Annotated in this window: 18 protein-coding genes; 3 read left to right on the top strand and 15 right to left on the bottom strand. The window is 58.0% G+C overall.

Translation table 11 applies throughout. From position 1 onward, the window contains the following. Positions 1–23: 23 nt before the first annotated feature. From atpD to mnmG, 12 genes are all read right to left on the bottom strand, one after another. Positions 24–1,418 carry a F0F1 ATP synthase subunit beta gene (gene atpD / locus ARC85_RS01860; RefSeq protein ID WP_011787276.1) on the bottom strand — a complete coding sequence of 465 codons (1,395 nt, stop codon included), beginning with the start codon at positions 1,416–1,418 and terminating at the stop codon, positions 24–26. A 52-nt stretch (positions 1,419–1,470) separates the two neighbouring features. Next, a complete protein-coding gene (gene atpG / locus ARC85_RS01855) occupies positions 1,471–2,334 on the bottom strand; it encodes a F0F1 ATP synthase subunit gamma (RefSeq protein ID WP_011787277.1) in 864 nt (287 codons plus the stop codon). 70 nt (positions 2,335–2,404) lie between these two features. Further along, positions 2,405–3,949, bottom strand: coding sequence for a F0F1 ATP synthase subunit alpha (gene atpA / locus ARC85_RS01850; RefSeq protein WP_011787278.1), 1,545 nt, complete (start codon positions 3,947–3,949; stop codon positions 2,405–2,407). 28 nt (positions 3,950–3,977) lie between these two features. Further along, positions 3,978–4,514 (bottom strand): F0F1 ATP synthase subunit delta, encoded by a 537-nt coding sequence (locus ARC85_RS01845; protein WP_183579563.1) that lies wholly within the window; start codon positions 4,512–4,514, stop codon positions 3,978–3,980. A 12-nt stretch (positions 4,515–4,526) separates the two neighbouring features. Next, positions 4,527–4,997 carry a F0F1 ATP synthase subunit B gene (locus ARC85_RS01840; protein ID WP_011787280.1) on the bottom strand — a complete coding sequence of 157 codons (471 nt, stop codon included), beginning with the start codon at positions 4,995–4,997 and terminating at the stop codon, positions 4,527–4,529. A gap of 86 nt (positions 4,998–5,083) precedes the next feature. Beyond that, complete coding sequence (gene atpE, locus ARC85_RS01835) at positions 5,084–5,311, bottom strand: F0F1 ATP synthase subunit C (protein ID WP_014423137.1); 228 nt, start codon at positions 5,309–5,311, stop codon at positions 5,084–5,086. A 54-nt stretch (positions 5,312–5,365) separates the two neighbouring features. After that, entirely contained in the window at positions 5,366–6,220 is an 855-nt protein-coding gene (atpB, locus tag ARC85_RS01830) for a F0F1 ATP synthase subunit A (RefSeq protein WP_011787282.1), read from the bottom strand. 15 nt (positions 6,221–6,235) lie between these two features. After that, the gene (locus ARC85_RS01825; RefSeq protein WP_286714209.1) at positions 6,236–6,628 is read right to left on the bottom strand and encodes an ATP synthase subunit I; all 393 of its coding nucleotides are present in this window, start codon (positions 6,626–6,628) and stop codon (positions 6,236–6,238) included. A 217-nt stretch (positions 6,629–6,845) separates the two neighbouring features. Next, entirely contained in the window at positions 6,846–7,721 is an 876-nt protein-coding gene (locus ARC85_RS01820) for a ParB/RepB/Spo0J family partition protein (protein ID WP_031211705.1), read from the bottom strand. A gap of 60 nt (positions 7,722–7,781) precedes the next feature. Then, positions 7,782–8,576, bottom strand: a complete 795-nt coding sequence (locus ARC85_RS01815; protein WP_014423140.1) for a ParA family protein — start codon at positions 8,574–8,576, stop codon at positions 7,782–7,784. Positions 8,577–8,599: 23 nt separating this feature from the next. Continuing rightward, a complete protein-coding gene (gene rsmG / locus ARC85_RS01810) occupies positions 8,600–9,244 on the bottom strand; it encodes a 16S rRNA (guanine(527)-N(7))-methyltransferase RsmG (RefSeq protein ID WP_022992616.1) in 645 nt (214 codons plus the stop codon). Between the two features lies 1 nt (position 9,245). Continuing rightward, positions 9,246–11,132: a tRNA uridine-5-carboxymethylaminomethyl(34) synthesis enzyme MnmG gene (gene mnmG / locus ARC85_RS01805; protein WP_273030947.1), complete on the bottom strand. Its 1,887-nt coding sequence runs from the start codon at positions 11,130–11,132 to the stop codon at positions 9,246–9,248. A 583-nt stretch (positions 11,133–11,715) separates the two neighbouring features. Between mnmG and ARC85_RS01800 the strand changes: the two genes are divergently transcribed. Beyond that, a complete protein-coding gene (locus ARC85_RS01800; RefSeq protein ID WP_121208015.1) occupies positions 11,716–12,981 on the top strand; it encodes a sensor domain-containing phosphodiesterase in 1,266 nt (421 codons plus the stop codon). A gap of 24 nt (positions 12,982–13,005) precedes the next feature. On the opposite strand, the gene ARC85_RS01795 is transcribed toward ARC85_RS01800, so the two are convergent. From ARC85_RS01795 to ARC85_RS01785, 3 genes are read right to left on the bottom strand one after another with little or no spacing between them, the layout of a single operon-like run. Continuing rightward, entirely contained in the window at positions 13,006–16,152 is a 3,147-nt protein-coding gene (locus ARC85_RS01795) for an efflux RND transporter permease subunit (RefSeq protein ID WP_022992620.1), read from the bottom strand. Positions 16,153–16,155: 3 nt separating this feature from the next. Further along, positions 16,156–17,250, bottom strand: coding sequence for an efflux RND transporter periplasmic adaptor subunit (locus tag ARC85_RS01790; protein WP_114434614.1), 1,095 nt, complete (start codon positions 17,248–17,250; stop codon positions 16,156–16,158). Between the two features lie 23 nt (positions 17,251–17,273). Continuing rightward, positions 17,274–17,786 carry a DUF3833 domain-containing protein gene (locus ARC85_RS01785; protein ID WP_374730301.1) on the bottom strand — a complete coding sequence of 171 codons (513 nt, stop codon included), beginning with the start codon at positions 17,784–17,786 and terminating at the stop codon, positions 17,274–17,276. A gap of 310 nt (positions 17,787–18,096) precedes the next feature. Here ARC85_RS01785 and ARC85_RS01780 point away from each other — a divergent pair, with 310 nt between their 5' ends. Beyond that, a complete protein-coding gene (locus ARC85_RS01780) occupies positions 18,097–19,917 on the top strand; it encodes an acyl-CoA dehydrogenase C-terminal domain-containing protein (RefSeq protein ID WP_014423148.1) in 1,821 nt (606 codons plus the stop codon). Positions 19,918–20,112: 195 nt separating this feature from the next. Further along, entirely contained in the window at positions 20,113–21,048 is a 936-nt protein-coding gene (gene thpD / locus ARC85_RS01775) for an ectoine hydroxylase (protein ID WP_011787293.1), read from the top strand. Positions 21,049–21,050 lie beyond the last annotated feature (2 nt).

Below are 21,050 nucleotides of genomic sequence, written 5' to 3'. Positions count from 1 at the left end.
GGTCAGAAAGGAAAAAAGGTGTCTTACTTACCTTCCTTCTCTTTCATTGCCTTAGCTTTCTCAATCGCTTCTTCGATGCCGCCGCACATGTAGAACGCCTGCTCCGGCATGTCGTCGTAGTCACCGTTGAGAATGCCTTCGAAGCTGGCGATGGTCTCTTTCAGAGACACGTACTTACCTGGAGAACCGGTAAATACTTCAGCAACGTGGAACGGCTGCGACAGGAAACGCTCGATCTTACGAGCGCGGGATACGATCAGCTTGTCGTCTTCAGACAGCTCGTCCATACCCAGGATCGCGATGATGTCTTTCAGTTCCTTGTAGCGCTGCAGAACGTTCTGAACACCACGGGCAACGTTGTAATGCTGCTCACCAATCACCAGCGGATCCAGCTGACGGGAGGTGGAGTCGAGCGGATCGATCGCCGGGTAGATACCCTTGGAAGCGATGTCACGGCTCAATACCACGGTCGCGTCAAGGTGCGAGAAGGTGGTGGCCGGAGACGGGTCAGTCAAGTCATCCGCCGGTACGTAGACCGCCTGGATAGAAGTGATGGAACCGGTCTTGGTAGAGGTGATCCGCTCCTGCAGCTGACCCATCTCTTCCGCCAGGGTCGGCTGGTAACCTACCGCAGAAGGCATACGACCCAGCAGTGCAGATACCTCAGTACCGGCCAGGGTGTAACGGTAGATGTTGTCAACGAACAGCAGTACGTCACGGCCTTCGTCACGGAACTTCTCAGCCATGGTGAGGCCGGTCAGGGCCACACGCAGACGGTTTCCAGGGGGCTCATTCATCTGGCCGTAAACCATGGCAACCTTATCGAGAACGTTGGACTCCTTCATTTCGTAGTAGAAGTCGTTACCTTCCCGGGTCCGCTCACCAACACCTGCGAATACGGAGAGACCGGAGTGCTCTTTCGCGATGTTGTTGATCAGTTCCATCATGTTTACGGTCTTGCCTACGCCGGCACCACCGAACAGACCAACCTTACCACCCTTGGCGAACGGGCAGATCAGGTCGATAACCTTGATGCCGGTTTCCAGCAGGTCGGCAGACGCTGCCTGATCGGCATAGCCCGGTGCTTTGCGGTGGATAGCCCAGCGCTCTTCTTCGCCGATGTCGCCCTGTTCGTCGATGGGACGACCCAGAACGTCCATGATCCGGCCCAGAGTCTGTGTACCAACAGGTACAGAGATCGGCTTGCCGGTGTTTTCTGCTTTCAGGCCACGCTTCAGGCCCTCAGTGCTGCCCATGGCGATGGTACGAACAATGCCGTCACCCAGCTGCTGCTGGACTTCCAGAGTTGTTTCGCCACCTTCAAGCAGCAGTGCGTCGTAAACGCTTGGAACGGAGTCACGTGGAAATTCCACGTCGATAACCGCGCCAATGATCTGAACGATGTGTCCGCTACTCATGCTCGGTTCCTCGTTATCTTGATAGTCAATAAAACCAGTAGGTCTGTGAGCGTTAACCAACAGATGCCGCGCCGCTCACAATCTCCGAAATCTCTTGTGTGATCGCTGCCTGACGGGCCTTGTTGTAGGCCAGTTGAAGCTCGTCAATGATGCTGCCAGCGTTATCTGTCGCGCTCTTCATGGCAATCATCCGGGCAGCCTGCTCACAGGCCAGATTTTCTACCACACCCTGATACACCTGGGATTCGATATAACGTGGCATCAGCCCGTCAAGGATCGGACGGGAATCCGGCTCGTAGATGTAATCCCACTGGTGACCGATTTCTTCATCATCGCCTTCCGGCAGCGGCAGCAACTGCAGCGCCTTCGGGCTCTGGGTCATGGTGTTGACGAATTCGTTGCTGATCAGGAACAGGCGGTCGATCTTGCCTTCCACGAACGAATCCAGCATCACCTTGACGCTACCGATCAGCTGATCTGCACTCGGGCTATCGCCCAGGTGCGTCACGGCTGCCACCACGTTCCCGCCGTAGTTGCGGAAGAAGGAGGCACCCTTCTGGCCAATAGCGCAGATATCGGTCTCAATACCTTGTTGTTTCCATTCACGCATTTCTCTGACGAGCAGCTTGAACGCGTTGGTGTTCAGACCACCGCAAAGACCGCGATCAGAGGAGACCACAATGTAGCCTACCCGCTTGACCTCGCGCTCCTGCATGAACGGATGGCGGTAATCCTTGTTGGACTTCGCAATGTGTCCGATTACCTGGCGCATCTTTTCAGCGTACGGGCGGGTTGCCTGCATACGCTCCTGAGCCTTACGCATCTTGCTCGCGGCTACCATTTCCATGGCAGACGTGATCTTCTGCGTGCTCTTGATGCTTCCGATCTGGTTACGTATTTCTTTTCCGACGGCCATATGTCACTGCCTTTTCAAGTTAGACACTCAAATGGACCAGCAGGCCCGCACAACGGCGGGCCTTTTGGATTTACCAGCTCTGAGTGGTCTTGAATTTCTCCAGAGCAGCTTTGAGGCCGGCAGTGATGTCGTCGTTGAAGTTACCTTCAGGGCCGATCTTGTCCAGAAGTTCCTTCTGCTCGGACCGCATCCAGTCCAGCAGTTGGGCTTCGAACTTCACAACCTTGTTGACATCCACATCGTCCAGGAAGCCTTCGTTCGCTGCGAACAGTACGGTACCCATTTCCGCAACGGTCATCGGGCTGTACTGGTTCTGCTTCATCAGCTCGGTGACGCGCTGACCATGCTCCAGCTGCTTACGGGTTGCTTCGTCGAGGTCAGAAGCGAACTGGGCAAACGCCGCCAGTTCCCGGTACTGGGCCAGGGCCAGACGGATGTTACCGCCGAGCTTCTTCATGATCTTGGTCTGGGCTGCACCACCTACCCGGGATACAGAGATACCGGCGTTCATGGCCGGACGGATACCGGAGTTGAACAGGTTGGTTTCCAGGAAGATCTGACCATCGGTAATGGAGATTACGTTGGTCGGTACGAACGCAGACACGTCACCAGCCTGAGTCTCGATGATCGGCAGCGCGGTCAGGGAACCGGTCTTGCCTTTCACTTCGCCGTTGGTGAACTGCTCAACGTAGTCAGCATTTACACGGGACGCACGCTCCAGCAGACGGGAGTGCAGGTAGAAAACGTCACCCGGGAATGCTTCACGTCCTGGCGGACGACGCAGCAGCAGGGAGATCTGACGGTAGGCAACGGCCTGTTTGGACAGGTCATCGTATACGATCAGGGCGTCTTCACCGCGGTCGCGGAAAAACTCACCCATGGAAGTACCGGCGTACGGAGCCAGGAACTGCATGGCGGCCGGATCGGCGGCGCCAGCAGCAACCACGATGGTGTGGTCCATGGCACCGTGCTCTTCCAGCTTGCGCACAACGGCGGCAATGGAAGACTGCTTCTGGCCAACGGCAACGTAGATACACTTGATGCCGGTGTGCTTCTGGTTGATGATCGCGTCGATGGCAACCGCGGTCTTACCGATCTGACGGTCACCGATGATCAGCTCACGCTGGCCGCGGCCGATGGGAACCATGGTATCGATGGCTTTCAGACCAGTCTGTACCGGCTCGTCAACGGACTGACGGGCGATAACGCCCGGTGCAACCTTCTCGACCGGGGAGGTCAGGCTGTTGCCCAGCTCGCCCTTACCGTCGATGGGGTTACCCAGGGAGTCAACCACACGGCCCAGCAGTTCGTTACCAACGGGTACTTCCAGGATACGACCAGTACAACGTACCTTCTGGCCTTCGGCCAGACCTTCGTAGTCACCCAGAACAACCGCACCAACAGAATCACGCTCCAGGTTAAGCGCCATGCCGTAGGTGCCGTTGGCAAATTCAATCATCTCGCCGTACATAACGTCGGCCAGACCGTGGATCAGCACGATACCGTCAGATACAGACAGGATCGTACCTTCGTTTTTTGCTTCGGAAGAGATGTCGAGTTTCTCGATTCTCTTCTTGATGATGTCACTGATCTCGGATGGATTCAGTTGCTGCATGCCTTTGTCCTCAAACCTTGTGCTGAAATCAGGAGCCCAGAGCCCTGGCCATTCTGGCCAGTTTGCCACGGACTGAAGCGTCGATAACCAGGTCGCCTGTTCGTACGATCACGCCACCGATCAGGGACTGATCCACGGTGGTCTCGAGTTCGACCTTGCGCTCCAGCTTTTTGGACAGTGCGTCGATCAGTTTCTGCTGTTCGTCTGGAGACAAGTCGAATGCGGTATCGATTGTCAGGTGCACAGACTTCTCAAGGTCTGCACGGTACAAACGGAACAAAGCAGAAATCTCCGGCAGCAGGGCCAGACGCTTGTTTTCAGCAAGAATCAACAGGAAGTTTCTGAGTGCTTCAGGCAGCGGCTCTTCAAAACACTCTGCGAAGAGTTCCGCCTTGCGTTGCTCAGACAGGCCGGGGTTGGCCAGGATGTTCTTTACCTCTTGGTCAGCCGCAACCTGAGCGGCAAAAGCCAGAGCCTGATCCCACTGATCAACGGCGTTCTGGTCCTGCGCGGCATCAAAAACGGCCTTCGCGTAGGGTCGGGCTAACGTTGTAAGTTCTGCCATGATGACCCTCGTTTAGAGTTCTGCGGCCAGCTTTTCCAGCATCTCGCTGTGAGCTTTGGCGTCTACAGAGGTTTCCAGAATCTTCTCGGCACCGGCAACGGCCAGGGTGGCCACTTCTGCTCTGAGTGCGTCGCGAGCCTGAACACGCTCCTGTTGAATTTCCGCCCTGGCCTGCTCAATAAGCTTTTCGCCTTCTTTGCGGGCATCCTCTTTGGAGGCTTCCACAATCTGGGCGGCACGCTTGTTGGCCTGGTCAATCAGGGCTGCAGCTTCTTCTTTCGCCTTTTGCAGTTCTTTGGTGGCTTTTTCCTGGGCCAGTTCGAGATCGAGTGATGCCCGATCGGCCGCGGATAGGCCATCTGCAATTTTCTTCTGGCGCGCTTCCATGGCAGCCGTAATCGGCGGCCATACATATTTGACGCAGAACCAGACGAAAATAGCGAAGGCAATCGATTGCCCTATCAACGTAAGGTTTATATTCACGGCGATATACCTCTTGCTATTCGTTGCGTCCTGGTTTCCGGAAGGAGGGGCGCGGCCTTAGCCGGCGCCCACAGCTCTCGGTTTAATTAACCAGCAACAACGAAGATCAGGTACATCGCGATACCAACACCGATCATGGGAACCGCGTCAAGCAGACCAGCCATGATGAAGGCTTTGGTTTGCAGTTGGTTGGCCATTTCCGGCTGACGGGCAGTGGACTCAAGCAGTTTGCCACCCAGCAGACCGAAACCGATACCAGCGCCCAGAGCGCCCAGACCGATGATCAACGCAGCTGCGATAAATACCATTTCCATTGAAGACTCCTCAGTTTTTTCAGATAGTTAAGGGTTTGTTTATTTAAGGGTTAATCAGTGATCTTCGTGTGCCGCGCTGAGGTAAACCACAGTAAGCACCGTAAAAATAAAGGCCTGAAGCGGAATAACCAGGATGTGGAAGATCGCCCAGGGAACGTTCAACGTCCACTGAATCCACAGTGGCAACAGCGCAATCAGGATAAACACAACTTCACCAGCGTACATGTTACCGAACAGACGCAGCGCCAGACTGATTGGCTTGATGATCAGTGCCAGAATTTCCAGCAGCAGGTTGAACGGGATCATGATCCAATGATTGAACGGGTTGAAAGCCAGTTCTTTACTGAAACCACTGACGCCTTTCACCTTGAAGCTGTAGAACAGAATCAGCAGGAACACACCAATCGACATGCCGAAGGTGGCATTTGGATCGGTGGTCGGAACAATCTTGAAGTACTCAAGCCCCAGCGCGTGAGCGATCGACGGAATATAGTCGATGGGGATCAGCTTCAGGATGTTCATCAGCAGAATCCAGACGAAAATCGTCAACGCCAGGGGCGCAATCAGCGGATTCTTGCCGTGGAAAACGTCGCGCACGATGCCCTGAACAAATTCAAAGGTCATCTCGATCAGGTTCTGCAAGCCGCTCGGCGTGCCTTCGGTGACCCGGTTGGCCACAAAGCGGAACAGGCCCAGGAACAGAATACCCATGGCGATTGACCAGCCGAGGGTATCGACGTGGATTGCCATGAAGCCCATATCTGTGGCTTCCTGACCAGTTCGTGCGAAGGTCCAGGTGGCCTCCTGCACGACACTGCCATCCGCGCGCTCATAGCCTTCCGGGAGCTTGCCATAGGTAAGGTTGGTGAGGTGGTGTTTTATATACTCTACTGGGGTATCAGCTGCCATACTGCTCTCGTCCAGTCATCGCTGTGTTCGCGGCCGGATGAGCCAGCGCAATGCCGTACCCAACACAACCATCACAGCAAAAGTGAATAACAGAGCCGGTACGTGGACTGGCTCCATTAAAGTGAAAACGGCCGCAAAAAACACTGCGGTAAGGGCCAGCTTGATGCTCTCTGCCCTGAATATGTTGCTCACTGCCAGGTGCATCTGTCGGGCACCCTGATAACGATAAGCGCGGTGAGCAAAGTACGCGTTTGGTATGACAAAAATAAGACCGCCAATGAGGGCGGAATACCCGGCCAAACGACTTTCCAACAACCACAACAGGCTCAGAATCAGCAGAACTGCCATCTCTATAATCAACCACTTGCCAAGTGGTACGTACGTGATGGCTCTCGAAGAACGGTTCATATCACCAGCTGTCATTCCAAGCGCGCGGAATTATATGTGTTAACCGATAGGTGTTCAACATAACCGCACGGAAAAATTGGCGAAAAAGTGAGCAGGTTTTGCCGCCGAAACCTGAAGTTTTACACAGGTTGTGTTGCTCATCGATCACCACAACCACATGTGGTGTTTCCGGCACCAGACGGGACTTTAGGATGATTTTCAGGTTTTATCGGGCCGACTAACGGATGTGGCCCAGAATGCCGTCAAGCTCGTCCAGTGAACTGTACTCAATCACCAGCTTGCCTTTGCCGCGTTTACCATGATTGATCGCCACCCGGGCACCGAGCCGGTCAGACAGATCGTCCTGCAGGGCCCGGATGTTAGGATCCAGAGCCGGCTTGGCGCTGGCTTTGTCTTCCGGTTTTTCCTGCTGAACCCGGCGCACCAGGGCTTCAGTCTGGCGTACCGACAGCGATTTGGCGACCACCTGACGGGCCACCTGCATCTGCTGCTCCGGTGGCAGGGTGAGCATGGCACGGCCGTGGCCCATTTCCAGATCACCATGCTCCAGCATTACCCTTACGTCTTCGGTCAGGCCGATCAACCGTAACAGGTTGGTGATCGTCGTTCGGGACTTGCCCACCGCCTCGGCCACCTGAGCCTGGGTCAGGCCGAACTCGTCCTGCAGGCGCTGCAGGGCGAAGGCTTCTTCAATGGGGTTCAGGTTTTCGCGCTGAATGTTCTCGATCAGCGCCATCGCAATGGCGGCTTCATCCGGGACATCGCGGATAATGGCAGGAATACGGTCCAGTTCTGCCAGCTGGGTGGCACGCCAGCGGCGCTCACCGGCAATCAGTTCATAACGGCCTTCCGAAACCGGACGCACCACGACCGGCTGCATCACGCCCTGCTGACGAATGGAGTCTGCCAGTTCCTGCAGAGCGGCGGGATCCATATCCCGGCGCGGCTGATAACGACCACGCTGGATCAGGTCGACCGGGATCTCACGCAGTTCACCATCGTGATCACTGGTCTCCTGATTGAGATTCACCTTCGAGCCCTGGAGCAGTGCCCCCAGTCCCCGTTCGCCCAAGCCTCGCTTCTTCGCCGCCATGGTAGTTGTCATTCTTCCTGTTGAAATAGTGGGTGCATGGTTGCCTGACGGCGATCTATGTTACACCGCAACCGCGGGCGATGTCTTTTTCGATCCGTGCCGGCGTACCATCTCGCCAGCCAGCGCCAGATAAGCCACCGCACCTTTGGACACCCGATCATACTTGAGTGCCGGCATGCCGTAGCTGGGCGCTTCTGCCAGCCGGACATTACGGGGAATCACCGCCCGGTAAACCTTGTCACCGAAATATTCACTGAGCTGACCGGAGACATCCAGAGTCAGACTGTTGCGGGGGTCGTACATGGTGCGCAGGATACCCTCAATCTCCAGATTGGGATTGACCGTTTCCTGAATCTGCTGGACGGTGTTCATCAGTGCCGCCAGCCCTTCCAGGGCATAATATTCACACTGCATCGGGATCAGTACCGAATCCGCGGCAGACAGAGCATTCACGGTCAGCAGACTGAGTGAAGGCGGGCAATCAATCAGGATGTAGTCGTAGTTTTCCCGAACGGTGTTGAGGGTCAGCCGTAACCGGTGTTCCCGGCCAATCTCGTTCATCAGCTCCACTTCGGCGGCGGTCAGGTCACCGTTGGCGGGCAGCAGGTCAAAACCGGAGGCTTCAGCGTGGACGATCACGTCCGCCGGAGTAGCCCGTTTGGTCAGCACATCGTATCCGGACAGCTCCAGGGAATTTTTATCCACACCGCTGCCCATGGTGGCATTGCCCTGGGGATCCATATCCACCAGCAGCACCCGGCGCTTGGTGGCCGCCAGAGACGCGGCAAGATTGACGCAGGTGGTGGTTTTGCCCACACCGCCTTTCTGATTGGTCACTGCAATCACGCGCGCCATGCTTTGCCTCCTGCTGTTGAGGGTTACCGGTGTCGTTCAGCCCGGGCGACGATCAGTAAATGCCGTTCGCCGTCGGCTCCGGGGACGGTCAGGGAATGGCTGGATTCTACCTGCCAGCCCGCCGGAAGGGCAGCTACTTCATCATCCGGATACTGGCCTTTCATGGCAAGGAACTCGCCGTCATTCGCGAGCAGACCACCACACCAGGTCACCAGGTTTTCCAGCGCGGTGAAGGCCCGGCTGCTGATCTGGGTGAAGGGCTGATCGGGCTGGCAGTCTTCCGCCCGGCCGTGGATAACTTCAACGTTGTCCAGCCCGAGCTCAAGCACACACTGATTCAGGAATCGGGTTTTCTTGCCGTTGCTGTCCAGCAGGGTAAAGCGTTTTTCCGGGAACACAATGGCCAGCGGAATACCCGGCAGGCCGCCGCCGGCGCCCACATCCAGCAAATGGTCTGTGGTCACCCAGGGCAGGATGCTCAGACTGTCCAGCAACTGGCGGGAGACCATGACCCGCTCATCCCGCACGGCGGTCAGGTTGTAGGCCTTGTTCCACTTGTTCAGCAGAGCCAGAAAAGCCAGCAACTGTTGCTGCTGGCTGTCGGACAAAGACAGGTTCATGGCCGCGAGGCCGTCCCGAAGCTGGCCGGGCCACTGTGGATAACTCATCTCAGGCGCTCTGCTTTTTCAACAGGTCGCGCTTTTTCAGATGCACCAGAATCTGGCTGACCGCCGCCGGGGTTACCCCCTGGATACGGGACGCCTGAGCCACCGTTTCCGGGCGCACGTCCTTGAGCTTCTGCTTGATCTCGTTGGACAGGCCACCGATGACGTCGTAGTCCAGATCCAGCGGCAACGCGGTGTTCTCGTTCTTGCGCAGGCGCTCGATCTCGTCCGCCTGCCGGGAGATATAGCCTTCGTATTTGATCTCGATTTCCACCTGATCGGCAACGTTCGGGTCCTCCGCCCGTTCGGCCCCGATCTCGGCGATGTGATCGTAGACAATCTCCGGACGGCGCAGCAGCTCTGCCAGAGACTGGTCACGGGTCATCGGCTGTTTCAGGTAGCCATTGGCTCGCTCACCCGCCTCGGTGTTCGGATGGATGCGGGTGCTTTCCAGGCGGCTACGCTCTTTGGCAATGCCTTCGCACTTCTCGCTGAACTTCTGCCAGCGTTCGTCGTCCACCAGGTCCAGCTTGCGGCCGGTTTCGGTCAGGCGCAGGTCGGCGTTGTCCTCCCGCAGGATCAGCCGGTATTCGGCACGGCTGGTAAACATACGGTAAGGCTCCTGGGTGCCCATGGTGATCAGGTCGTCCACCAGTACGCCCAGATAGGCCTCATCCCGGCGCGGGTACCACTCTTCCTGGTCCCGGGCCCGCAGCGAGGCGTTGATGCCCGCCAGCAAGCCCTGGGCGCCAGCTTCTTCATAACCGGTGGTGCCGTTGATCTGACCGGCAAAGTACAGGCCCTGGATATACTTGGTTTCCAGGGTATGGCGCAGGTCCTGCGGGTTCAGGTAGTCATACTCGATGGCATAACCCGGGCGCAGGATGTGGGCGTTCTCGAAACCCGGTATCGAGCGCACGGCCTTGAGCTGGATATCAAACGGCAGGCTGGTGGAAATACCATTCGGGTACAGCTCGTTGGTGGTCAGGCCTTCGGGCTCGACGAAAATCTGGTGCGAATCCTTGTCGGCAAAGCGGTTGACCTTGTCCTCGATGGACGGGCAATAGCGCGGGCCCACGCCTTCGATGTTGCCAGCGAACATGGGTGAGCGGTCAAACCCACTGCGGATAATGTCGTGGGTTTCTTCGGTGGTGCGGGTCACGTAACAGCAGATCTGCTCCGGATGTTCGTCACGGCTGCCAATAAACGACATCACGGGTGTCGGATCGTCTCCCCACTGCTGCTGCATCGCGGAGAAATCCACGGTGCGGGCATCAATGCGCGGCGGTGTTCCGGTTTTCAGGCGGCCAACGTTGAACGGTAGCTCCCGCAGGCGTTTGGCCAGGGCATTGGCCGGCGCATCACCGGCGCGACCACCGGCGTGATTCTGCATACCGATGTGGATAACGCCACCGAGGAAGGTACCGGTGGTCAGGACCACGGTTTTGGCGTTGAAGCGGATGCCGGTCTGGGTCACCACGCCCACCACCTGGTCGTTTTCCACAATCAGGTCATCGGCCGCCTGCTGGAACAGGGTCAGATTGGGCTGGTTTTCCAGCATATGGCGAATGGCGGCTTTGTACAGAATCCGGTCCGCCTGAGCACGGGTGGCACGCACTGCCGGGCCCTTACGGCTGTTCAGGACCCGGAACTGGATGCCTGCCTGATCGGTGGCCCGGGCCATGGCGCCGCCCAGGGCATCGATTTCCTTCACCAGATGGCTCTTGCCAATGCCACCGATGGCCGGGTTACAGGACATCTGCCCCAGAGTCTCAATGTTGTGGGTCAGCAGCAGGGTTTGCGAACCCATGCGCGCAGCCGCCAGGGCGGCTTCAGTACCGGCATGGCCACCACCAATGACAATGACATCGAAACGGGTCGGAAACTCCACACTACACCTCGGAAATCGGGGAAAAAAACAGGGCGGCGAGTATAACGCCTCGCCCGGGAAATTGCAGTCAGAATGTGCAAATTTTAACCAGCAACGAGGTGAATAAAAACCCTGTCGGCTGGCCTTGGCCGAATATCAGTGCGACGCGGCTCTCTGACAGGGTTCGTACAGGATAAGGAAATTCCGAAAGTTTCAGGATTTCATAGCCTTGTCATACATTGTTCAAAAAAGTTTTCAAAAAGTTATCCACACAATTGATGCCTTCACTTACAGCCAAAAACGTCGGTAACTATTTGTTAAATATAAATTTAATCAAATTACTCTGGCATTATTCGCAAATTATCCCAGTAATTATCCACAGCGTTTTTACCGAATGCCTATATACGGTGCAAAAAGCCGGTACCCCTGAACGCAAGTGCACCAACAAAGGGCCAGTTTCCACGCAGGCTCGCCAGCGCGGTCGCTTGGCCCCGGTGTCAGGCGCCCAACCAGAGGTTTTGGCACAGAACTCGCTTGAGCCTGGAATGCAGTTTCTCAACCACGGCCAGGAAGGCTCGAACAGGCAGTACAAGGGTTCCTGACCATGAAGCGCGTTCTCAGACTTGCCGAGCACCGGCACCGCCCCTCTGGCAAAACCGCCAGCTTTATCGAACATCACGATTTCCGGTCGGTCTATCAACCCATTCTCAGCCCCACCCATCAGAAGATGGTCGGCTACGAGGCACTGGTACGGGTTCGTCGTGGTAATCAGCCAGTGGCGCCGCCTTCGCTTTTCGAGCAGGCCAGCATTCAGGGCGTCACCTCGGAACTGGACCGGCACCTGCTGAACCTGCATCTGGAGAATTTCACCCAGGCCAACCTACCTATCTGGCTGTTTATCAATATCAACCCGGACACTCTGTTCCACCATAACGACTACCTGTCTGTACTGGCTGACCATTGCCATCAACTGGGTGTGCATCCGGAGAAAATCGTTCTGGAACTGGTGGAAACCGCCTCCCGGGACAGCGCCACGCTGCTGGAGTTCGTCCAGGAAGCCAAGGCCCGGGGGTTCCAGATCGCCATCGACGACTTTGGCATGGGTGATTCCAATTTTGAGCGCCTGTGGCGCATCAACCCGCTGATCGTGAAGATTGACCGCTCCCTGTTAATGAACGCCCAGGATCACAACCGCGCGCGATTACTGTTGAACAGCCTGGTCCGGATGATCCGGGAGAGTGGCAGCCTGGTGCTGATTGAAGGCATCGAGAACAATGCCCAGGCCCACATTGCGCTGGCCACCGAAGCGGATCTGCTGCAGGGCTTTCTGTTTGCCCGACCAGGGCAAGGGTCCGAAGAACTGACACAGACCGCCGAAACCGCGTTGCGACAGGTCATGTCGGAATCCGAACGCTGGTGTCAGAACGATTTCAGGACCCGCGAGACCTATCTCAAGCTGCTGAGATTCGAAATCATGGATGCCTGCCATGCCCTGGCCCGGGGCGAGGAATTTGATCGGGTCTGCCGGCCTCTGCTGCAAATGGAGGGCGTACGGCGATGCTTCCTGCTCGATCAAAAAGGGGTTCAGCAAGGTAGTCTGGCCCAATCCGGGGCTTCCCGGAATGCCGCATTCAACCCGCTGTATCAGTCCGCTGGCGCCTGCTGGAGCCATCGGGAATATTTCCGCAACGCCCTGGAGCGACCGCAACACATCAGCTGCAGTCGTCCCTACGTCGCCCTTCCGGACGCCCGACGAACCGTCACCCTGTCCACCGGCACCTCACTGGCCCAGGGCCACCGGATCTTCTGCGTGGATATCCACCCGGATGAGGTCCTGGACGGTCAGGTTCTGTTCCCGGACACCCTTTGATACCGGGATTTCACCCGGTAGGGTTCAGAAATCGTCCGCCTTGCGCTGTGGCACCGCCGCCGAGCTGCTACCACCGGATGGGCCCGCTGCCAGGCGTTCCAGCTCCTGCTCCACCGCGTTCGAGGATTTCGCAAAGCGGGCTAAAAGGTTGTACAACACCGGGATAATGAACAGGGTCAGGGTAGTGGCGAAAATCAGGCCACCCAGGATCACCATGCCAATGGCCGCCCGGCTTTCTGCGCCGGCACCGGTGGCGATCACCAGGGGAACCGCCCCGAACACCGTGGAAATGGTGGTCATCAGTACCGGCCGGAAGCGCAGGCTAGCGCCTTCCAGAATGGCTTCTTTCACCTCGTAGCCCTTGTCCCGAAGCTGGTTGGCAAATTCCACGATCAAAATTCCGTTCTTGGCCATCAGTCCCAGCAGCATGATGATGCCAATCTGGCTGTAGATGTTCAGACTGATGCCCGACCAGGCCAGCGCGATCAGCGCACCGGTCACCGCCAGCGGCACCGACAGCATGATAATCAGCGGGTGGATCCAGCTCTCGAACTGGGCCGCCAGCACCAGGAACACGATAATAAACGCCAGCCCGAAGGTCAGGTAGATGGCCGCCGAGGAATCCTGGAATTCCTGGGACAGGCCCTTGTAACTGAGCCGGGCCTCCGGCGGCAGGTTATCCACAGCCAGGTTATTCAGGTAGGTCAGCGCTGAACCCAGGTCATAGCCCTCGGCCAGGGACGCACTCACCACCACCGCCGGCAGCCGGTCAATCCGGCGCAGATCCGGATTGGCCCCGATCTCTTCCACAGATACCAGAGCCTTGAGCGGAATCAGTTCCCCACCTGCCCGAGGCCGCAGGAAGATCTGCTCCATATCACCGGGCGTGGCCCGGTCGGCATCGTCCGCCTGGATAATGACGTCGTATTCCCGGCCCCGATCCAGATAGGTGGTTACCTGCCGGGAAGCGAGCATGGTCTGCAGGGTGAGGCCTACGTCTTCGATGGTGATATCCAGATCCGCTGCCCGGTCGCGGTCAATGTTGACCTTCAGTTCCGGCCGGGTCAGCTCAAAATCTGTGTCGACATTCAGCAGATTCGGGTTTTCCTTTGCCCGTTCAACGATCTCCTCACTCCAGGCCTGCACCGACTCGTAGTCGGGGCCGGCAATGACAAACTCCACTGGCTGATTGAAGCCGCGCTGGCCAAGCCCCGGCGGGTTAATGACACTGATCCGCACCCCGGAAATGTCAGACAGCTTGTCGCGAATCTCGGTGGTGACCTGCTGCTGCTTGATCTCCCGCTGTTCCCAGGGCACCAGCCCCATGATCATGAAGGCATTGTCTTCTTCATCCCGGAATCCGACGATGGACAGGAAACGCTCGGCGATACCGTCATCCAGGTAGGGCAACAGTCGCTCTTCGGCCTGTTTGACAAAGTGATCGGTAAATTCGACGGTTGAGCCCCGGGGCGCGCTGACGGGCATGATGATTACGCCGCGGTCTTCGGTTGGGGCCAGTTCCTGGGGCAAACGGGGAAAAATCACCACCGCCACAATCAGCCCGACGATACCGAGCCCGAGCAACAGCCCGGGCTGGTTCAGGGAAAACCGCAGCATTCTCTGATAGCCGTGGGTGAGGCCGTTCAGGATGCGCTCACTGAAGGCCCAGAGCCGATGCCCCTCGGCACTTTCGGGACTGTGCCGGAGCCACTTGGAACAGAGCATCGGCGCCAGGGTCAGAGCGACCAGGCTGGAGACCACCACGGCAGCCGCGAGAGTGAAGCCGAATTCCGCAAACAACCGACCCACGTTGCCGCCCATGAACGAGATGGGCACAAACACCGCCACCAGTGTCAGCGTGGTGGCGATCACCGCGAAAGCCACCTGCTTGGCGCCCCGGTAGGCCGCCAGCAACGGTGGTTCGCCTTCATCAATGCGACGCTGGATGTTCTCCAGCATGACAATGGCATCGTCCACCACCAGGCCGATGGCCAGAATGATGGCCAGCAGGGTCAGCACGTTGATGGAAAAGCCCAGGAAACCCAGGCCGATAAACGCACCGATCACTGCCACCGGAATGGTGACCGCCGGAATCAGGGTTGCGCGCCAGGAGCGCAGGAACAGGAAAATAACCAGTATCACCAGCGATACCGCAATCGCCAGCGTGGTCAGAACCTCTTTGATCGAAGCCCGGATAAACACCGATTCGTCATAGCTCTCGGCAATACGCACTTCCGGCGGCAAGGTCTCGCGAATCTTCACCAGCTCCGCCTTCACCGCATCCGACACCGCTACCGTGTTGGCCTTGGACTGGCGGATTACCCCCATCCCGATAGCGGTTTCGCCATTGGCCCGCAAACGACCAACATCCGATTCCACCCCGACCTGAACATTGGCAACCTCGCCCAGGCGCAACAGGTCATTGCCATCCCGGCGGATCACCAGATTGCGGAAATCTTCCACATTGGACAACCGCCCTTCCGCGCGCACGGTAAAGTTGCGGGTGGAGGAGTCCACTGAACCGGCCGGTAACTCCACGTTGTTCTGCCGCAGTGCCTGCTCCACCTCAGCAACGGTTATGTTGCGGGCCGCCAGGCGGGTGCGGTCGAGCCAGACCCGGATGGCGTAACGGCGTTCACCGCCAATCCGGACATCGGCAACACCGTCCAGAACCGATAACCGGTCGGCCAGAACCCGATCGGCGAAGTCACTGAGTTCGGCACTGTCCCAGACGTCACTGATCAGAGTTATCCACATCATCGGCCGGGCATCGGAATCGGCTTTTTGAACCACCGGGGGATCGGCCTCATCCGGCAACTGGTTCAGAACCCGGGACACCGCATCGCGTACGTCGTTGGCGGCAATGTCTACATCCCGGGAGGTATCAAATTCTATGGAGGTTCGGGATTCACCCTGTTCGGTTGAGGATTCGATGGAGCGAATGCCTTCAATGCCACTGATGGCCCCTTCAATCACCTGGGTAATCTGGGTGTCGACCACTTCCGCCGCAGCGCCGGTGTAATCGGTGGACACCGAAACCACCGGCGGATCAATATCCGGATATTCCCGAACCGGCAAGCCCAGCAAGGCGGCCACGCCGAATACGACAATCAGCAGGCTCAGAACGGTGGCAAACACCGGGCGTTTGATGGAGACATCGGACAGCACCATGGATCAGGACTCCACGGTCCGGGCAAACCGGTTTTCCGGAATCGCCTGGTCGTTACTCTGTACTTCAATGCGGTCGCCGGTACTCAGGCGATCCTGCCCGGTTACTACCACGGCATCGTCCAGGGTCAGGCCAGAGGTAATTTCCACCAGACCGGGCATGCGCGAACCGGTCGCCACCGATACCCGGCGTGCCACGCCGTCTTCGGCAACAAACACATACTTGTCGTCGCCACGAATCATCACTGCCTGCTCCGGAATCACCAGCCCTTCCCGTTCCTGCAGGGTCAGTGACGCCGACATGAACTGGCCCGGCCGCAGACGACCGTCCGGATTATCGATAATGGCTCGCACCGACAGGGTTCGGCTCAATTCGCTGATGCGGGTGGCGAGTTCCACCAGCTCTCCCCGGAAGACCTCGTCTGGGAATGCCGGCGAGGAGGCAATCACCGATTGGCCTACCCGAACCTGGCCGACAAAACGTTCCGGAACCGCAAAACCCATTTCCATTCGATCGGTGGTGTCCAGCGTGGTAATGGTGGTGCCCGCTTGCAGATATGCCCCCACGCTGATGTCGCTCAGGCCCACCACACCGGAGAACGGCGCTTCAATGCGATGGTTTTCCAGCCGCACCCGGGCAGCCTGTCGCTGGGCTTCAGCCACACTCACGGCGGTGACCAGTTCATCCACCTGGGACTGGGACACGCTATTGTTGGAGCGCAAACGCTGGGCCCGCTCCAGTTGCCGCCTGGCATCGGCCAGCTGGGCTTCAATCACCTGGAGATCAGCACGGGCCTGACGATCGTCGAGACGTAACAGGACATCGCCCTGAGATACTTTCTGTCCGGGTTCGAGGTTGATCTGCACCACCCGACCGGTGACTTCGGTGGTCAGTTCCACGGCATTCAGTGCCTTGAGGTTGGCCACCGAACGAATCTCATCCCTGACCTGCTGCAATCTGGGCGCCACTGCACTGACTTTGCTGGCCCTCGGCTCCTCACCGGCCTGTTCTGTGGACGAGGAATCCATCGCCAGAAAGAACACCGCACTTCCGGCACCCGCTGCAACCAGTACCACCGCAATCAGCCATTGCTTCCACATGGGTATCGCAAACCTTTCCGAGTTCAGTTCTGCGGGACAGCCCCGCTTTCATGTTTCTGAATCACCAACACCACTTCACCCACATCGACACCCCACTTGCTCATGGTGGTCTGGTTGATCAGGGTGTCGGGAGTAACCAGGTACATCCAGTCGTCCATCCGGACATCGATCGTGCCATCGCCGTATGCCACCCGCAGGACATAATTCATGTGTATGGCGTTGCCCTGCCAGCGCATGGTGCCGGCTTCCACCACGTCGCCGGCGCTGGCGTGATAGCTGCCGTTGTCCGGTGTCAGCGTCCAGATCCGGGTCTGGACCTCGCCGTCGTTGAAACGGAACACCTCATCCAGCGTACCGACACCGTTTTCATCCCAACTGGCCACAATGTCTGCGTCGAAGGTACGGATAACCTGGCCGGCGTAGTCCTTGACCACACCCCGGGCCGAAAGTTCGCCCCGGAAAAACTCCGAGGGCACCAGCTCCGGTGCCTGGCCCTGATAATCCTCCAGATTCGGCCCGGCACACCCTGCCAGCATCAGGGTCGTTAACAGTATAAGACCACCGCTTCGAAGACTACGGAAAAGACCGGGGAAAGGCTGCGTTTGCATGACTTTTACACTCCTTGGCGACTACCGGATAGCAACAGAACGTTTACAGCATTACGGTCCCATGACCGTGCCCGATCAGTCCCCGGGCCCAACCGTCATTTCAGCCAATTGTCCATTCTGACATCAGCACCAGCGCTTTCCGTCAATGGCAGCCCGCCGGGAATACCGTACAACTGCACACACAGTGGCCTTTCTGGCCCAACCAATTCCGGATGATCAATGCATGTGAGGACTGGCTATGCCTGTGTATAAAGCGCCCCTGAGGGACATGAAATTCCTGCTCAATGACGTATTCGATTACCCGCGGCACTACCAGACACTGGCCTCCGGTGAGAACGCCACGCCCGACATTGTCGACGCCATTCTGAGCGAATGCGGCCGTTTCTGCGAAGAGGTGCTGAGCCCGCTGTATCAGTCCGGCGACGAAGAAGGGTGCCACCTGGAAAACGGTGAAGTGATCACCCCCAAGGGCTATAAAGAAGCCTACGAGCAATATGTGATGGGCGGCTGGCAGGGCCTGTCGGCACCGGAGGAATTCGGGGGCCAGGGCCTGCCAGCCTCCATGGGCCTGCTGAAGCAGGAAATGATGGGCACCGCCAACTGGTCCTTTTCCATGTACCCGGGCCTGTCCCTGGGGGCCATGAACACCATCTATCTGCACGGCGATGAGCAGCAGCAACAGACTTATCTGGCGCCGCTGACTGAAGGCCGCTGGGGCGGCACCATGTGCCTGACCGAGCCCCAGTGCGGTACCGACCTGGGCCAGGTCAAAACCCGGGCCGAACCCCAGGCCGACGGCAGCTACAAACTCACAGGCACCAAGATCTTCATCTCCTCAGGCGAGCACGATCTGACCGAAAACATCGTTCACATCGTGCTGGCCCGTCTGCCGGATGCCCCGAAAGGCACCAAAGGCATCAGCCTGTTTATCGTGCCCAAGTTCCTGCCCGATGCCCAGGGTGGTGTCGGTGAGCGCAACGCCGTCAGTTGCGGCGCGCTGGAGAAGAAAATGGGCATCAAGGCTTCGGCCACCTGTGTGATGAATTTCGATGGCGCCACCGGCTATCTGATCGGCCCGGAGAATCAGGGCCTGGAGTGCATGTTCACCTTTATGAACACAGCCCGCATCGGTACGGCAATTCAGGGGGTTGGCCCCGCCGAGCTGTCCTATCAGTGGGCTCTGGATTACGCCAGGGAGCGCCGTTCCATGCGGGCGCTGTCCGGCAAGAAAGAGCCGGATGAGGTTGCCGACAGCCTGATTCACCATGCCGATGTCCGGCGTATGCTGCTGACCCAGAAAGCCATCGCCGAAGGCGGCCGCTCCATGCTCTATTACGCCGCCAAGATCGCGGACCATATGGTGGAAGCGCATACCGCTGGCGATACCGCCAAGGTTGAGAAATATGACGACAAACTCGGCTTCCTGACGCCAATCCTGAAGGGATTCCTGACCGAGCTGGGCTGTGAGGCCACCAATCTGGGCATGCAGGTGTTCGGCGGTCATGGCTACATCCGCGAACACGGTATGGAGCAGATTGTCCGGGATACCCGTATTGCCACCCTGTACGAAGGTACAACCGGCATCCAGGCCCTGGACCTGCTCGGGCGCAAGGTCTTACTGATGACCCAGGGCGGAGCAGTGCGGGAATTCACCCTCAAGGTGGCCAATTTTGCCCGCAAGCACCTGACCAACAAACAACTGCGGCCGATGGCGGTGGAGCTGCTGAAACTGACCGCCCAATGGAACCTGCTGACCGTGCGCGTGATGCTGGCAGCACGCAAGGATCGCGACGTGGTCAGCGCCGCCGCCAACGACTTCCTGATGTACAGCGGCTACGTGACCATGGCATATATGTGGCTACGCCAGGCGGCGGTGGCCAGCGATAAACTGGAAAACGGCGGCGATGAATCTGACGCCTTTTACCGCACCAAGCTGGCGACCGCCGAGTTCTATTATGAGCGCTTGCTGCCCCGGGCCCAGGCCCACGCCACCAGCATGCTGAGCCCGACCCGCAACCTCATGCAGGTGGCGCCGGAAGAGATGGCCTTTACCGGTTAACCTCCGGTATTTTCCCGTCCCGGGCGCTGCCCGGGACATTTTTGCCTGTTCATGACCATCCGGAAACCGGGGTTGAAATCCCGTTGATACGACCTCAACTTTCCCCCTGCCTTACCACTTTTCTCACAATGCACTGAGGTTTAACGACTTTTAGAGACATCACCATTCTCGCGTATAAAAGAAGGAGGTTCGAAAATGGACAATCGTACTGACGACTTTTATCCCACCCGCCTCGAGCGCCCGGCAGAGAGTTTCGAGCGCAAGGACCCGGTTATCCACAGCCAGGGAACCGACCGCCACAATGGGCCGCTGAGCGAAACTGAACTGGCCCGGTATGAACGGGACGGCTTTCTGGTATTTAACAACTTTCTGGATCAGGAAACGGTCAAACGTTTCCGGGACGACCTGCGAGCCTATGAGAATGACGACAGCATCCTGCGTTCCGAAGGCACTATTACTGAGCCGGGCAAGCAGGAAATCCGCTCTATTTTCGGGATCCACGAACTGTCTGATCGCTTCGACCGACTGACCCGGGAGTCCCGCCTGCTGGATATGGTGCACCAGCTACTGGGCAGTGATGCCTACATCCACCAGTCACGCATCAATTTCAAACCCGGTTTCCACGGCAAGGGCTTTGACTGGCATTCGGATTTCGAGACCTGGCACGCCGAGGACGGTATGCCGCGCATGCGGGCCGTCAGCTTTTCCATCGCCCTCACCGACAACACACCATTCAACGGCCCATTGATGCTGATTCCCGGCTCCCACAAAACGTTTGTGCCCTGTGTCGGCCGCACGCCCGAGGACAACTACCAGTCCTCACTGAAAAAGCAGGAGCTGGGGGTCCCCAACGAGCAGGACCTGCAGAAGATGGCCGATCAGTACGGCATCCAGGCGCCTACCGGGCCAGCGGGCTCTCTGATCATATTCGAGTGCAACACGTTGCATGCCTCCAATGCCAATATGTCACCCTGGCCCCGCAGCAATCTGTTCTTCGTCTACAACAGTGTGGAAAACCGTCTGGAACAGCCATTCTGCGGCAACAAACCGCGGCCCGACTTTCTGGGCAATCGCAGCCATACCGAGGCCCTGCGCCCGGTTCGTTCACCGGATCTGCGCCGCACTGGTTAAGC

This window comes from Marinobacter sp. tcs-11 (assembly GCF_002049515.1).
GTDB lineage: Bacteria > Pseudomonadota > Gammaproteobacteria > Pseudomonadales > Oleiphilaceae > Marinobacter > Marinobacter nauticus.
The sequence above is the reverse complement of the archived record's forward strand: the minus strand, read 5'-3'. Positions and strand labels throughout refer to the sequence as shown.